Source organism: Sulfitobacter alexandrii (genome assembly GCF_001886735.1).
GTDB classification, from domain to species: Bacteria; Pseudomonadota; Alphaproteobacteria; order Rhodobacterales; family Rhodobacteraceae; genus Sulfitobacter; species Sulfitobacter alexandrii.
The window spans coordinates 1,433,399-1,446,852 of sequence record NZ_CP018076.1; the positions used below are offsets into that span (position 1 = coordinate 1,433,399).

Sequence of the window (13,454 nt, forward strand, 5' to 3'; positions counted from 1 at the left end):
GAGGGATGGAAGGTGACAACGGCCCGCGAACGGACCGGTGACAGATTATGGACCAACTGGCCCCGTGACGGCCGCCGCGCGACCGATCAATACGTGCGGATCAACCCGACGAGCCGGCCCTGAACCTTGACCCGGTCGGCGGGAAGGACGCGGGCCTCGTAGGCGGGGTTCGCCGCCTCGAGAGCGATGGACGCGCCGCTGCGCTTGAATCGCTTCAACGTCGCCTCGAGGTCATCGACAAGGGCCACGACGATGTCGCCCGTGTCGGCGGTGGAGGTTTCGCGGATCACGACGATATCGCCGTCGTTGATGCCGGCCTCGATCATCGAGTCGCCCTTGACCTCGAGCGCGTAATGCTCGCCCGATCCGGCCACCATGCCGCCGGGAACCGCCACGCGGTGAGTCTCGTGATTGATCGCCTCGATCGGGACACCGGCGGCGATCTGGCCCATCACCGGCAGGTCAAGCGCGCTCGCCTCGACCGGCAGCGCCCGGGCGGGCGGCGGGCTGTCGGGGCGATCCCCGTCGATGACGCGGGGGGTGAAGCCGCCGGACGCGCCGCCAAGGCTTTCGGGCAGTTTCACGATCTCGATGGCGCGGGCGCGGTGGGCGAGACGCCGGATGAAACCGCGCTCTTCCAGGGCGGTGATCAGCCGGTGGATGCCGGACTTGGACCGCAGGTCCAGTGCCATCTTCATCTCGTCGAAGCTTGGCGGTACGCCATCGCGCTGCACCCGTTTCTGGATGAATGCCAATAGATCGAGTTGTTTCTTTGTCAGCACGGCCCGTCCCTCCGGTCAGATGTTTCTTTTTGTTCTAGGGATGTTCCTGTTTTGTGTCAACGCGGAACGACAGGCGTGGGATCAGAGCGGAATGATCGTGACCGTATCGCCCGCCTTTCGGGCAGGGTCGGCCACGGGGCGGACCAGCAGCGCATCGGCATGGGCAAGGATCGACAGCAGCGAGGAATCCTGTCGGCGCGCGGGATGCACCGCGCCATCGCGTATCTGCGCGCGCATGTAGTGGGCGCGCGGCCCGTTGGGGGCAGGTCGGTGGCCAGTATCGCCTGCCGGGTCGGTGCCTCCGTCTCGGCCAGACCCAGCATCCGGCGGATGACCGGCGCGACAAAGACCGTACCGCAGACCATGGCGGACACTGGGTTGCCGGGCAGGCCGATCATCGCCGCGTTGCCGATGCGCCCGGCCATCAGCGGTTTTCCGGGGCGCATCGCGACCTTGTAGAAGGACTGCTCCATCCCGATTTCCGCGGCGACCCGGCCGACGAGATCGTGGTCCCCGACCGAGGCACCGCCGATGGTCACGATCAGGTCGGCCTCCCGCGCCAGCCGGAACGCCTGCACCAGCGATGCGGCATTGTCGCGCGCGATGGGCAGCAGCCGGACCTCTGCGCCAAGGGCCTCGAACATCGCCGTCAGCCCGTGGCTGTTCGAGGCGACGATCTGGTCGGGGCCCGGATCCTCGCCCGGCTGGACCAGTTCGTCCCCGGTGGCGACGATGGCGATCAGCGGCTTGCGGGTGACCGGGACACGCGCAATGTTCATCGCGGCCAGCAGGGCGATGTCGGTCGGACGCAGCAACAGGGGCGCGTGCACCTTGTCGCCGGCTGTGAAATCGCCTCCGGCGGGACGGATGTTGTCTTTTTCGCCGATGTCGTGGCCGAGGGTGATCAGGTCGCCGCGCCGACTGGTGTCTTCCTGAATGACGACGAAATCGGCCCCTTCGGGCACGGGCGCGCCGGTGAAGATCCGCACCGCCTGTCCGGCACCGACGGTGCCGTGGAAACGGTGGCCCGCGGCGGATTCGCCGATCACCTTGAACATGGCGTCGGGTTCCACCTCGGCGCGCCGCAGGGCGTAGCCATCCATGGAGGATGCGGCAAAGGGCGGCTGGGTGCGGCCGGCGATGACGTCGCGGGCCAGTACGCGGCCCGCCGCCACGCGCAGGGGCACCTCTTCCACGTCCAGCGGGCCGACCAGCGCGAGAAGCCGGGACAGCGCCTCCTCGACGGAAATCATGTGGCGGCGTAGCGGCCGGACTTTCCGCCGTCCTTCAGCACAACGCGCAAGCCGCCGATCTCCATACCCTTGTCGACGGCCTTGGCCATGTCGTAGACGGTCAGCGCCGCGACGGAAGCGGCGGTCAGGGCCTCCATCTCCACCCCGGTCTGGCCGGTCGTCTTGACGGTCGCCTCGATCCGGATGCCGGGCAGGTCACTGTCCGGGGTCAGTTCCACACTGACCTTGGTGATCGGCAGGGGGTGGCACAGCGGGATCAGCGAGGCGGTCTGCTTGGCGGCCATGATCCCGGCCAGCCGCGCGACCCCCAGGACATCGCCCTTTTTGGCGCGCCCTTCGGTAATGATATCAAGTGTTTCCGGTCGCATCTTGATGTGGTTCTCGGCCACGGCGATGCGCGATGTGACGTCCTTGTCGGACACATCGACCATATGCGCGTCGCCTTTGCCGTCGAAATGCGTCAGCGCCATCACATGCCCCCGGCGGTCAGCGGATTTGCCAGCAGGTGGCGGGTCGCCTGTTCCACGTCGTCCTGCCGCATCAGGCTTTCCCCGATCAGGAAGGCCCGCGCGCCGAACATCGCCATGGCGGCGAGGTCATCGGGGGTGTGAAGGCCGGATTCGCAGACGATGATGCGGTCTGGCGGGACCCGTTTGGACAGCTTGCGCGTGACATCAAGAGAAGTCTCGAAGGTATTGAGATTGCGGTTGTTTATCCCGATGAGCCGGCTGTCCAGCTGGCTCGCGCGCTCCAGTTCCTCGGCGCTGTGGACCTCGATCAGCGCGTCCATGCCGAAGTCGGTCGCCGCCGCTTCGAGTTCTGCCGCCTGCGCGTCCGAAACGGAGGCCATGATGATGAGAATGCAATCCGCGCCCAACGCGCGGGCCTCGGCCACCTGGTAGGGATCGTAAAGGAAATCCTTGCGCAGGACCGGCAGATCGCAGGCCGCGCGCGCCTCGGTGAGATAGTGTTTCGCGCCCTGAAAGCTCGGCGTGTCGGTCAGCACGGACAGGCATGTGGCCCCGCCCGCGGCATATGCCGCCGCCAGCTCGGCGGGCTGGAAATCCTCGCGGATCAACCCCTTGGACGGACTGGCTTTCTTGATCTCGGCGATGAGGCCGTAGCCCTCGCGAGAGGCCTTGTGCAGGCTTTCGGCGAAGGGGCGGACCGGACCGGCCGCCTTTGCCTCCGCGGTCACCTCCTCAAACGAACGTTCGGCCTTGTCGGCGGCGATTTCATCCAGCTTGTAGGACTTTATCTTGTCGAGAATGGTTTGTGTCATGCGGCCTCCGGGTTGGCCCAGTTTATGGGGGGCAGGCCCTGGTCGTGCAACCACGCATTGGTGCGCGAGAACGGGCGCGAGCCGAAAAAGTCGAGGTTGCCATACATGCCCACGGGGTGATGGCTCTGGATCTTGAGGTTCGTGGTTCCGTCAACCGACGCGGCGGCCTTCTGTGCGCTGCCACCCCAGAGCAGATAGGCGCGCGGGCGATCCGAAAGCCGCCCCAGCACCTGGTCGGTCAATTTCTGCCAGCCCAGCCCTTCGTGGCCCTTCGGCTGCCCTGCGGGCACGGTCAGGACGGTGTTGAGCAGCAGAACCCCCTGATCCGCCCAGAACCGCAGGTCGGCGGTCTGTGGGGCGGCGCCGATGTCGTTGCGCATCTCCTTGAAGATGTTGGCAAGCGAGCGCGGCAGGGGGCGCGTGTCCTCGTCCGCGGAGAAGGCATAGCCATGGGCGTGATTGGGGGTCGGATAGGGGTCCTGGCCCAGGATGACCACCTGCACCTCGTCCGGTTGCAGATGTTCCAGCGCTGCAAAGACCTGATCCTGCGGCGGGAAGACCTCGCGCTTTTCAGCGCGCAGTGCCGCCTCGATCCTTGGGTAGTCGTCGGCGAAGAAGGGCAGTTCCGCCCATGCGCCAAGCCGTTCAATGGGTGATTTCATCACTTTTCCTGCGAAACCGCGGCTACGCGGCGCAACTTTTCCCGGGCTGCGCCGGAATCGAGGCTGCTGCGGGCCATTTCGACACCTGCCTTGAGATCGGTCGCGGCGTCAGCGACCACCAGCGCCGCTGCCGCGTTGAGCAGCACCGCGTCGCGATAGGCCGACGGCGCGCCGTCCAGCACCGCGTGAAACGCCTGTGCGTTCTCGGCCGGGCTGCCGCCGACGATTGCGTCGAACGGGTGGACGGGCAGGCCCGCGTCCTCGGGGTGGACTTCGAAGTCGGTCACGGTGCCCGCGTCAAGGCCGCTGACCCAGCTTGTTCCGGTAATCGTCAGCTCGTCGGTGCCGTCGGAGCCGTGCACCAGCCATGCCTTGTCGCTGCCGAGCGCGAGAAGCGTTTCGGCCATGGGGCGGATCAGATCGCGCGAGAAGGCACCGGTCAGCTGCCGCCGCACGCCGGCCGGATTCGTCAGCGGGCCGAGGATGTTGAATATCGTCCGCGTGCCCAGCTCCGACCGGGTGGGCATGACGTGGGCGATGGCCGGATGATGCATCGGTGCCATCATGAAGCCGATACCGGCCTCGTTCAGTTCCCGTTCGACCACGCGCGGGCCGACCATCACGTTCAGCCCCATCTGGGTCAGCGCATCCGCCGCGCCGGACTTGGAACTGAGGTTGCGGTTGCCGTGCTTTGCCACGACCACGCCGGCACCTGCCACGACAAAGGCGGTGGCGGTCGAGATGTTCAGGGTGCCCTTTCCGTCGCCGCCGGTCCCGACGATGTCCATCGCGCCCTCGGGCGCCTTCACCGCGTGGCACTTGCCGCGCATCACGCTGGCGGCCGCGGCGTATTCGTCGACCGTTTCGCCCCGCGTGCGGAGCGCCATCAGAAAGCCGCCGATCTGGCTCGGCGTCGCTTCGCCGTCGAACAGGATCTCGAAGGCCTCGGCCGCCTGCGCGCGGGTCAGCGGCCCGTTCGCCGCGGCGTCGATCAGGGGTTTCAGCGCAGCGCTCATGCCGGCACCTTCATGCGGTCGAGGAAATTCTGGAGCAACTTGTGCCCGTGGTCGGACCGGATCGACTCGGGGTGGAACTGCACCCCGTGCAGTGGCAGGTCCCGGTGCTGCAAGCCCATGATCGTGCCGTCTTCCAGCGCGGCGGTGACTTGCAGGCAGTCGGGCAGGCTGTCGCGTTCGACCACCAGCGAATGATACCGCGTGGCCGGAAACGGGCTTGGCAGATCGGCAAAGACGCCCTGACCCTCGTGGTGCATCAGTCCCAGCTTGCCATGGACGATCTCTTTGGCGCGGACGACCTTGCCGCCGAAGGCCTGTCCGAGGGTCTGGTGACCGAGGCACACCCCGAGAAGCGGCAGGCCGGCGTCCGCGGCGGCGCGCGTGAGGTCGAGACAGATCCCCGCGCGGTTCGGGTCGCAGGGCCCGGGCGACAGCAGGATGCCCGCGGGCCGCAACGCAAGCGCGTCAGCCACCGTGATCCTGTCGTTGCGGTGAACGGCCACTTCCGCGCCCAGTTCCCCCAGGTAGTGCACCAGGTTGTAGGTGAAGCTGTCGTAGTTATCTATCAGGAGCAACACGTCTTGATTCTTTGTCCTTGCGACCGGATTGGCACTGGTTTCGCAGCCCCTGCCGGGGGTATAGTCCGGGCCTACATGTTCAGGGTTGCCCGCTGGCGTCAAGAGCGGTCCGCGCATAAGAACAGGGCAGGCAGGGGGCGTCTTGGCGCCGTCGGAAGAGCAGGGAGTGCGACATGGCACGGGGTTTTCTCAAAGGAGCCGTTCTCGGCGGCGTGGTCAGCCTGGGTGTGGCGGGGGTCGCCTCGATCCTCGTGGATCCACCGATGCCCCCTGAGGTCGGTGACGTCGCGCCCGGCGGCACCGAGGCACCCGCGCGCGCCGATGACGCGACCACGGCGGACGGCAGTCTTTCCGATGCGGCGCCGGCGACCGTTCCGGCTGCCCCGCAGTCCGCGCCTCCCGATCCCGACACCCTGACGACGTTGGACAATGGCACCACCAGCCCGGCGGCGGCCCCCGAGACGGCCAGTGTCGAGGCGCTGAACACGCCCGAGGCCGGCCCGGAGACCGGCGGCGTGGCGGCGGAGGGGGAAAGCCCGGTCCTGCCCAACCCGCAGGCTCTGGCCCCGATGGCGCCGCAGGAGCCGGATGACCTGTCCATCAGCACGGAACCCGCACAGCCGCCCGCGCCGGAGCCGGAAGCCGGGCCGTTCGACTCCGCGCCCGAGGTGCCCGACGCCCCGGATCAGCCGAGCGCGCCAGAGGTTGTCGAGACAGCCCCCGACACCCCTGTTGCGCCCGCCGAACCGGTGGAGACCTCGCCGGAGAGGGCGCCCGCCGACAGCGACGGGGACGCGGTCGCTGAAAGCACCGCGCCCGAGGCGGGGGCGGAGCCGGACACGGCAGAGGCGACCCCGCCCGCGGCGCCGGAGCCGGCCGCGCCCGACGCCGACGGTCTGCCCGACACCGCGGAGACCGAGCCCGCCGCTGCACCCGACACTGCAGAGACTGACTCCGCCGCTGCGCCCGACTCCGCGGGGACCGATCCCGCCACTGAGCCCGACACCGAAATGCAGACCGAAACGCAGGAGGCTTCCGGGGCCGAAACGGCTGCCGACCGGCCCGCGATCGGCACACCGGCCGTCACCCTGACCGACCGGCAGAGCGGTGTGACGGTCAACCGGCCCGGCGACACCACGCCGGCGGAAACGTCCGACACGCCCGAGACCCAGGAGGCAGCAGCCGAGGCAGACGATCCCGCGTTGCCGCCGATCCGCGCTTTTGCCGAAGCGGCACCGGACACCGGCGGCAAGCCTCTCATGGGCATCATCCTGATCGATGACGGATCGGGGTTGACCTCCGGCGCGCAGGGTCTCGCGGCGCTGCGCAGCTTTCCCTATCCGCTCAGCTTCGCGGTCGATGCCGCACAGCCCGATGCCGCCGAACGCATGCGGATGTATCGCGAGGCCGGTTTCGAGGTGCTGGCGATGGTGGGCCTGCCCGAAGGGGCGCAGCCCAGCGATGCGGAAACGACCTTCAACGTGGTGCTGCCCCGGCTGGACGAGGTGGTGGCGGTGCTCGAAGCGCCGGAGGGCGGGTTCCAGTCCAGCCGCGACCTGTCGGATCAGATCACCGCGATCCTGTCGGACACGGGACACGGGCTGGTGACGCAGGACAAGGGGCTTAACACCATGCCCAAGCTTGCCCGCAAGGAAGGCGTGCCCGCCGATCCGGTCTTCCGGGATTTCGACAGCAAGGGCCAGAGCGCCACCGTGATCCGCCGGTTCCTCGATCAGGCAGCCTTCAAGGCGGGTCAGGAGGGGGCGGTCATCATGCTGGGCCGGCTGCGCCCCGACACGATCTCGGCGCTGCTGCTCTGGGGGCTTCAGGACCGGGCCAGCAGCGTGGCGCTGGTGCCTGTCTCCACTGTCCTGACCCGCGAATAGATACCGCTTTCGGGGGCCGGACCTCAGCGCCAGAAGGCCATCCATTCGATCAGGTCGAACAGCTTCTTGCCGAGGTAGATCAGGTGCTCGGTTCCGAAGTAAAACACATCGACCGCGATTGCCGCGACGATGACGAGACCGAGGACAAGGGCGATGCGGTTGGTCACGGGGCAGGGCTGCCTTTGCTTGGAACTGCGCAGGATATGACAGCCCGGCCGCCGCTGCGCAAGCGTCAGCCCAGCTGGCCCATCGCCACGGCCACATCCGCCATCCGGACCGAGAACGCCCACTCGTTGTCGTACCAGCCCAGCACCCGCACGGTCCGGCCGGCCACCACGATGGTCTGATCCGGGGCGAAGATGCAGCTTTCCTCGGTGTGGTTGAAGTCGATCGAGACCTTCTGTTCCGGGTCGTAGCCCAGTACCCGCTTCATCGAGCCGTTCGCGGCGGTCTTGGCGGCGAGGTTGATTTCGTCGACCGTCACGTCGCGGCTGGCCTGAAAGGTCAGGTCCACGGCAGAGACATTGGGCGTCGGCACCCGGATCGCGGTGCCGTCCAGTTTGCCCTTGAGCGCCGGCAGCACCTCGCCAAGGGCCTTCGCCGCACCCGTCGAGGTGGGGATCAGCGCCATGGCCGCCGCCCGCGCGCGGTAGAGATCCTTGTGCCGCCGATCCAGCGTCGGCTGGTCGCCCGTGTAGCTGTGGATCGTGGTCATCAGGCCGCTTTCGATACCCACGGCTTCGTGCATGACCTTTGCCATCGGGGCAAGGCAGTTGGTGGTGCAGGACCCGTTCGAGATCATCCGGTCGGATTTCTGCAGCGTGTCGTGGTTGACGCCGTAGACCACCGTCCGATCCACGTTCTTGCCCGGTGCCGACAGCAGCACGCGCTTGGCCCCCTGCTCGAGATGGGTCTTTGCCTTGTTGCCGTCGTTGAAGTTCCCGGTGCATTCGAGGACCACGTCGCACCCGTGCCAATCCAGTTCCTCGAGATTGTAGGTCGACATGACCTCGATGTCGTTCTGCCCGAGGTTCATGTAGCCGTCGTCGATGCTGATCTCGCGGGGGAAACGACCGTGAACGCTGTCGTATTTCAGAAGATGCGCTGCGGTTTCGATCGGACCGGTCGCGTTGATCTTGACCACCTCGATGTCGTCGCGGCCGCTCGCGGCGATGTGGCTGAGGGTACAGCGGCCGATCCGGCCAAATCCGTTGATACCGACTTTGATGGTCATGGTGTGATCCTTTGGGTGCAGCGTTGCGCGCTCTATAACGGCGGGTGCTGCAGGTGCGAAAGACCCAAACGCCCCTGTTTCCGGGATGTTAGCGATAAACCTTCATGTTAGCGGTAAACACCGGCAAAGGTTGGGTTTGCCTCGCGCGCGGGGCAGGCTAGCTCTGCCAAGACTGACAAGGGGCAAGAAGATGAGCGGATTGATCGCACTGCTGGACGACGTGGCGGCCATCGCGAAGGTCGCGGCGGCGTCCGTCGACGACGTGATCGGACAGGCGGCAAAGGCGGGGGGCAAGGCTGCGGGCGCGGTGATCGACGACGCCGCGGTGACGCCCAAGTACCTGCACGGCTTCGAAGCCTCGCGCGAACTGCCTGTCGTCTGGCGCATCACCAAGGGATCGTTGCGCAACAAGCTGGTCTTCCTGCTGCCGATCGGGCTGGCGCTGTCGAATTTCGCCCCTTGGGCCATCCCGCCGCTGCTGATGCTGGGCGGGGCCTACCTGTGTTTCGAGGGGGCCGAGAAAGTGGCGCACGCCCTCGGGATATCTGGCGGGCACGAGGATTACCCCGGCAAGGAAAAGGTCATCAAGGATCCTGCGCGCCTCGAAGAGCAGAAGGCGGCCGGCGCGATCAAGACGGATTTCATCCTGTCGGCGGAGATCATGACCATCGCGCTGTCCGCGATTCCGCCCAGCAGTTTCTGGATGGAGGCGGCCACGCTCGCGGTCGTGGCGGTGATGATCACCGTGGCGGTCTACGGGGCCGTCGCGCTGATCGTGAAGATGGATGACGTGGGGCTTGCCATGGCGAACCACGGCCGGCTCGGCGTGACACGCGCCGTGGGGCGGGCGCTGGTAAAGGGGATGCCGGGATTTCTCAAGCTGCTGACCATCGTGGGCACGGCGGCAATGCTTTGGGTGGGTGGCTCGATCATCGTGCACGGGCTGGAAGAGCTGGGCTTCGGCGCCCTTGGCCATTTCATCCACGATGCCGCCGTTGCGGCGGCGCAGATGGTTCCGCCCGGAATCGAAGGGGCGACGGAATGGGTCGCCACCGCCGCGATGGACGGTGTCTTTGGCCTCGCGCTGGGTCTGCTGCTGATCCCGGTCGGAGAGAACATCGTCACGCCCCTGTGGCGCGCGCTGCCGTTCACGGGCCGCAAGCTGGCCTGACGGTCAGCGCCGCATCGCCGGTCCGCCACGGCATCACGCTTCCCTTTAACGCGAAAAACCCGCCACGGGGGCGGGTTTTCCGAGATCTGAAAACGAGGGTCAGAGCAGCGCCTTGGCCCGGTCCGCCACGTTGCGGGCGGTGATGCCGAATTTCTCGAACAGCTCCTCGGCAGGGGCGGACGCACCGAAGCTGTCCATCCCGACGAAGTCCGCCTTGCCGAACTTGCCGCGCTCGCCCAGCAGCCAGCGGTCCCAGCCCAAGCGGACCCCGGCTTCGATGCCCACGCGGACCGCGCCGCCGGGCAGGATGCGCTTGCGATAGGCCTCATCCTGCGCCGCGAACAGCTCCATGCAGGGCATGGACACGACGCGCACGCCGATCCCTTCTTCCTGCAGCAGCTCACGTGCCTCCAGCGCGACGCTGACTTCCGAGCCGCTGGCGATCAGGATCACCTGCCGCTTGCCCTCGGCATCGGCCAGCACGTAGGCGCCTTTTTCGACCATGTTGTTGTTCTTGTGGTCCTTGCGGACGGTGGGCAGGCCCTGACGGGTCAGCGACAGCACGGATGGTGTCTTCTTGGAGGTCAGCGCGATTTCCCACGCCTCGGCGGTTTCCACCGTGTCGGCGGGACGGAAGACATAGGTGTTGGGTGTCGCCCGGCTGATCGCCAGATGCTCGACCGGCTGGTGCGTCGGGCCGTCCTCGCCCAGACCGATGGAATCATGGGTCATGACGAATACCGTCGGGATTTTCATCAGCGCGGCCAGCCGCATCGAGGGGCGGGCATAGTCGGTGAAGCACATGAAGGTGCCGCCGTAGGGCCGGACGCCGCCATGCAGCGCCATGCCGTTCATCGCCGCCGCCATGCCGTGTTCGCGGATGCCCCAGTAGACATAGCGTCCGGCGCGGTTGTCCACGTCGAAAACGCCGAGGTCCGCGGTCTTGGTGTTGTTCGACCCGGTCAGGTCGGCAGAACCGCCGACGGTTTCGGCCATGATCGGGTTCACGACCTCGAGCACCTTTTCCGACGAGGCGCGGGTCGCCAGCTTGGGCGCGGCCTCCGACATCTGCTTCTTGAACGCCTTGATCGTCGCACTCAGCTTCTTCGGCGCGTCGAGGGCCAATGCGCGATTGAAGGTCTCGCGCTTGCTGCGCGGCATCGCGTCGAACCGTTCCTCCCAGGCGCGGCGCTCCTCTGCGCCCCGCTTGCCGATTTCTTCCCAGGCGGACTTGATCTCGGCGGGGATCTCGAAGGGGCCCGCGGTCCAGCCGTAGGCGGCCTTGGCATCCGCCATCTGTTCCGCGTCGGTCAGCGCGCCGTGACCCTTGGAAGTATCCTGCGCCGCGTGGCCGAGGGCGATGTGCGTCTTGCAGGCGATCATCGTGGGCTTGTCCGACTTGCGCGCCTCGGTGAGGGCGGCGTCGATCTCTTCGGGGTCGTGGCCGTCGATCTCGATCACGTGCCAACCTGCCGCGACGAAGCGGCCGACCTGATCGGTGCGGTCCGACAGGGTCACCGGACCGTCGATGGTGATGTCGTTATTGTCCCAGAGCACGATCAGCTTGCTCAGCTTGTGGCGTCCGGCGAGCGTGATCGCTTCCTGGCTGACGCCCTCCATCAGGCAGCCGTCGCCCGCGATCACGTAGGTGTGGTGATCGACGACCTTCTTGCCATAGGTGGCGCGCTGGATTTCCTCGGCCATCGCGAAGCCGACCGAATTGGCGATCCCCTGTCCGAGCGGGCCGGTCGTCGTCTCTATCGCGTCCGCGAGGAAGTTCTCGGGGTGGCCGGCGGTACGCGCGCCCATCTGGCGGAAGTTCTTCAGTTCTTCGATCGGAAACTGCGCGTCACCGACGAGGTGAAGCAGGGAATAGATCAGCATCGATCCGTGCCCGGCGGACAGGATGAACCGGTCCCGGTCGGGCCAGAGCGGGTTGGCGGCGTCGAATTTGAGATGCTTTTCGAACAGCACGGTCGCCACGTCGGCCATGCCCATCGGCATGCCGGAGTGACCGGAATTCGCGGCAGCGACCGCGTCCAGCGTCAGGGCGCGGATGGCGGTTGCTTTGGACCAGTGGTCCGGATGGGCTTTGGCGAGTGCGTCGAGATCCAAGGCTGGCTTCCTTATTGCGCGTCGGGTTTGCGCCTGTGCATAGCAGTCAAGGGCCAAAGTTCAAGCGCAACAGGCAAGGCACGGTCGCGGCGGTTCAACTTCGCCGGTCAAGTCGCTGATCTGAAAGGGGGGCGCAATTGCCCGATCCTTTGGTTAGGATAATCCGAAACGCACCGCGCGGGCGATTCGCACCGGGCGCGGTGCGCCACGACGAACGGGGACAGACAGGACGTGAGGGAACCGGGGAATGAGTGACATAGACGAATTGCAGCGCCGCATCACCGCGGCGATGGACCGTGTGGCAGCCGGGCTCGAAAGTCTGGACAAGCCCGTGGCCGGACCGGACCCCGAACTGGTCCAGGCGCTGGAGGACGAGCGCACCGCGAACGCCCAGCTCACCGAGCGGGTCCGCAACCTGAAATCCCGCGCCGAGACCGAGACGGCAGGCCTGCGGACGCAGGTGGAAGAAACCCAGGCGCGCATGGCGCAGCTCGACATCGAACTGCAGCGCGTCCGCCGCGCTAACGCGCAGCTCACCGATGCCTGCGCGGCGCTGCAGGCCGCCAACGCCGAAGGGGTCGGGGACGCGCATCTGATCAACAAGGCGATGCTTGCCGAACTCGAAGGTCTGCGCGCCGCCCGCGCCGCCGATGTCGCCGAAAGCAGCGCGATCCTCGCGGCGCTCGGCCCGTTGCTGGACGGGGCGGACGATACCGCCGGGACGGATCAAGAGGAGGATGCCTGATGCCCGAGGTACGGATCACGATCGGCGGACGCCAGTTCGAAGTCGCCTGCCAGGAGGGCGAGGAAAACTATCTTCACGCCGCGGCCAAGATGCTGGACGACGAGGCACAGGTGCTGTCGGATCAGGTCGGTCGCATGCCCGAGGCGCGGATGCTGCTGATGGCCGGCCTTCTCTTGGCCGACAAGACGGCGAGCATCGAGGACCGCATCGCCGAGATCAAGGCCGAGCTGGCCGAGCGTGAGGCGGAACTTGCCGGTCTGCGCAATGTCAAGATCGAGCCGGAGCGCATCGAGGTGCCCGTGGTGCCGCAATCGGTCAAGGAGACCCTCGCGGAACTGGCGGCACGCGCCGAGGCGCTGGCCGCCGAGGTCGAGGAAAAGGCCGCGAAATGAGGCTGTCCCTGTGCTGCGCATGGCTTCTGGTCGTTGCCGGCCCGGCCGTGGCCCAAACAGATGTGCAGGCCATGACCTATACCTGCGAGAGGGGCGTCGCGGTGCCGGCGGTCTACGTCAACGTCGAAGGGGAGCCGGGCATCGCCGTCATTGGCGTGGAAGGCGGGATGTTCAATCTTCGCGCCGAACCTGCCGGCTCCGGCGTGCGCTATGGATACCCTTCGGACGGGTCGCACTATGTCTGGTGGACCAAGGGCGAGGCCGCGAGCCTGCTGTGGCATGACGGCACCGACGGGTCGGAGCAGGTGCTGCTGAGCGAGTGCGCGGTAAAGTGACAG

Annotated in this window: 14 protein-coding genes and 1 pseudogene; 5 read left to right on the forward strand and 10 right to left on the reverse strand. The window is 66.9% G+C overall.

Features of this window, described 5'->3' with window-relative positions; translation table 11 throughout:
* Positions 1–86 precede the first annotated feature (86 nt).
* The 7 genes and pseudogenes from lexA to BOO69_RS06955 all read right to left on the reverse strand — a co-directional run bounded on the left by lexA (position 87) and on the right by BOO69_RS06955 (position 5,573).
* The gene (lexA, locus tag BOO69_RS06925; protein ID WP_071971506.1) at positions 87–782 is read right to left on the reverse strand and encodes a transcriptional repressor LexA; all 696 of its coding nucleotides are present in this window, start codon (positions 780–782) and stop codon (positions 87–89) included.
* Between the two features lie 81 nt (positions 783–863).
* Positions 864–2,035, reverse strand: a pseudogene (locus BOO69_RS06930) (molybdopterin molybdotransferase MoeA).
* Positions 2,032–2,505: a cyclic pyranopterin monophosphate synthase MoaC gene (gene moaC, locus BOO69_RS06935; RefSeq protein ID WP_071971507.1), complete on the reverse strand. Its 474-nt coding sequence runs from the start codon at positions 2,503–2,505 to the stop codon at positions 2,032–2,034. Before moaC ends, BOO69_RS06930 begins: the two are co-directional and overlap by 4 nt.
* Positions 2,505–3,317: an indole-3-glycerol phosphate synthase TrpC gene (gene trpC / locus BOO69_RS06940; RefSeq protein WP_071971508.1), complete on the reverse strand. Its 813-nt coding sequence runs from the start codon at positions 3,315–3,317 to the stop codon at positions 2,505–2,507. Before trpC ends, moaC begins: the two co-directional genes overlap by 1 nt.
* Positions 3,314–3,979, reverse strand: a complete 666-nt coding sequence (locus BOO69_RS06945) for a uracil-DNA glycosylase (RefSeq protein WP_071971509.1) — start codon at positions 3,977–3,979, stop codon at positions 3,314–3,316. Before BOO69_RS06945 ends, trpC begins: the two co-directional genes overlap by 4 nt.
* Positions 3,979–4,995 carry an anthranilate phosphoribosyltransferase gene (gene trpD / locus BOO69_RS06950; RefSeq protein ID WP_071971510.1) on the reverse strand — a complete coding sequence of 339 codons (1,017 nt, stop codon included), beginning with the start codon at positions 4,993–4,995 and terminating at the stop codon, positions 3,979–3,981. The genes BOO69_RS06945 and trpD overlap by 1 nt, the downstream gene beginning before the upstream one ends.
* Positions 4,992–5,573: an anthranilate synthase component II gene (locus BOO69_RS06955; protein WP_071971511.1), complete on the reverse strand. Its 582-nt coding sequence runs from the start codon at positions 5,571–5,573 to the stop codon at positions 4,992–4,994. The genes trpD and BOO69_RS06955 overlap by 4 nt, the downstream gene beginning before the upstream one ends.
* Positions 5,574–5,746: 173 nt before the next feature.
* On the opposite strand from BOO69_RS06955, the gene BOO69_RS06960 reads away from it, so the two are divergent.
* A complete protein-coding gene (locus tag BOO69_RS06960) occupies positions 5,747–7,459 on the forward strand; it encodes a divergent polysaccharide deacetylase family protein (protein ID WP_071971512.1) in 1,713 nt (570 codons plus the stop codon).
* A 23-nt stretch (positions 7,460–7,482) separates the two neighbouring features.
* Here BOO69_RS06960 and BOO69_RS23215 read toward each other — a convergent pair whose 3' ends face one another.
* Positions 7,483–7,626, reverse strand: a complete 144-nt coding sequence (locus tag BOO69_RS23215) for a hypothetical protein (protein ID WP_172839507.1) — start codon at positions 7,624–7,626, stop codon at positions 7,483–7,485.
* 65 nt (positions 7,627–7,691) lie between these two features.
* Positions 7,692–8,693, reverse strand: coding sequence for a type I glyceraldehyde-3-phosphate dehydrogenase (gene gap / locus BOO69_RS06965; RefSeq protein ID WP_071971513.1), 1,002 nt, complete (start codon positions 8,691–8,693; stop codon positions 7,692–7,694).
* Between the two features lie 190 nt (positions 8,694–8,883).
* On the opposite strand from gap, the gene BOO69_RS06970 reads away from it, so the two are divergent.
* On the forward strand, positions 8,884–9,864 hold the full coding sequence (locus tag BOO69_RS06970) for a DUF808 domain-containing protein (protein WP_071971514.1): 981 nt from the start codon (positions 8,884–8,886) through the stop codon (positions 9,862–9,864).
* A gap of 99 nt (positions 9,865–9,963) precedes the next feature.
* On the opposite strand, the gene tkt is transcribed toward BOO69_RS06970, so the two are convergent.
* Positions 9,964–11,979, reverse strand: a complete 2,016-nt coding sequence (tkt, locus tag BOO69_RS06975; protein ID WP_071971515.1) for a transketolase — start codon at positions 11,977–11,979, stop codon at positions 9,964–9,966.
* Between the two features lie 247 nt (positions 11,980–12,226).
* Here tkt and BOO69_RS06980 point away from each other — a divergent pair, with 247 nt between their 5' ends.
* From BOO69_RS06980 to BOO69_RS06990, 3 genes are read left to right on the forward strand one after another with little or no spacing between them, the layout of a single operon-like run.
* Positions 12,227–12,724: a hypothetical protein gene (locus BOO69_RS06980; protein WP_071971516.1), complete on the forward strand. Its 498-nt coding sequence runs from the start codon at positions 12,227–12,229 to the stop codon at positions 12,722–12,724.
* A complete protein-coding gene (locus BOO69_RS06985) occupies positions 12,724–13,116 on the forward strand; it encodes a cell division protein ZapA (protein WP_071971517.1) in 393 nt (130 codons plus the stop codon). Before BOO69_RS06980 ends, BOO69_RS06985 begins: the two co-directional genes overlap by 1 nt.
* The gene (locus BOO69_RS06990; RefSeq protein ID WP_083545464.1) at positions 13,113–13,451 is read left to right on the forward strand and encodes an MliC family protein; all 339 of its coding nucleotides are present in this window, start codon (positions 13,113–13,115) and stop codon (positions 13,449–13,451) included. The genes BOO69_RS06985 and BOO69_RS06990 overlap by 4 nt, the downstream gene beginning before the upstream one ends.
* Positions 13,452–13,454: the final 3 nt, after the last annotated feature.

Bases quoted from the DNA above. Each gene is read 5' to 3' on its own strand.
- BOO69_RS06960 (WP_071971512.1), top strand. From the start codon at position 5,747: ATGGCACGGGGTTTTCTCAAAGGAGCCGTTCTCGGCGGCGTGGTCAGC.
- BOO69_RS06945 (WP_071971509.1), bottom strand. From the start codon at position 3,979: ATGAAATCACCCATTGAACGGCTTGGCGCATGGGCGGAACTGCCCTTC.
- BOO69_RS06990 (WP_083545464.1), top strand. From the start codon at position 13,113: ATGAGGCTGTCCCTGTGCTGCGCATGGCTTCTGGTCGTTGCCGGCCCG.
- trpC (WP_071971508.1), bottom strand. From the start codon at position 3,317: ATGACACAAACCATTCTCGACAAGATAAAGTCCTACAAGCTGGATGAA.
- BOO69_RS06985 (WP_071971517.1), top strand. From the start codon at position 12,724: ATGCCCGAGGTACGGATCACGATCGGCGGACGCCAGTTCGAAGTCGCC.
- BOO69_RS06980 (WP_071971516.1), top strand. From the start codon at position 12,227: ATGAGTGACATAGACGAATTGCAGCGCCGCATCACCGCGGCGATGGAC.
- moaC (WP_071971507.1), bottom strand. From the start codon at position 2,505: ATGGCGCTGACGCATTTCGACGGCAAAGGCGACGCGCATATGGTCGAT.
- trpD (WP_071971510.1), bottom strand. From the start codon at position 4,995: ATGAGCGCTGCGCTGAAACCCCTGATCGACGCCGCGGCGAACGGGCCG.
- BOO69_RS06970 (WP_071971514.1), top strand. From the start codon at position 8,884: ATGAGCGGATTGATCGCACTGCTGGACGACGTGGCGGCCATCGCGAAG.
- gap (WP_071971513.1), bottom strand. From the start codon at position 8,693: ATGACCATCAAAGTCGGTATCAACGGATTTGGCCGGATCGGCCGCTGT.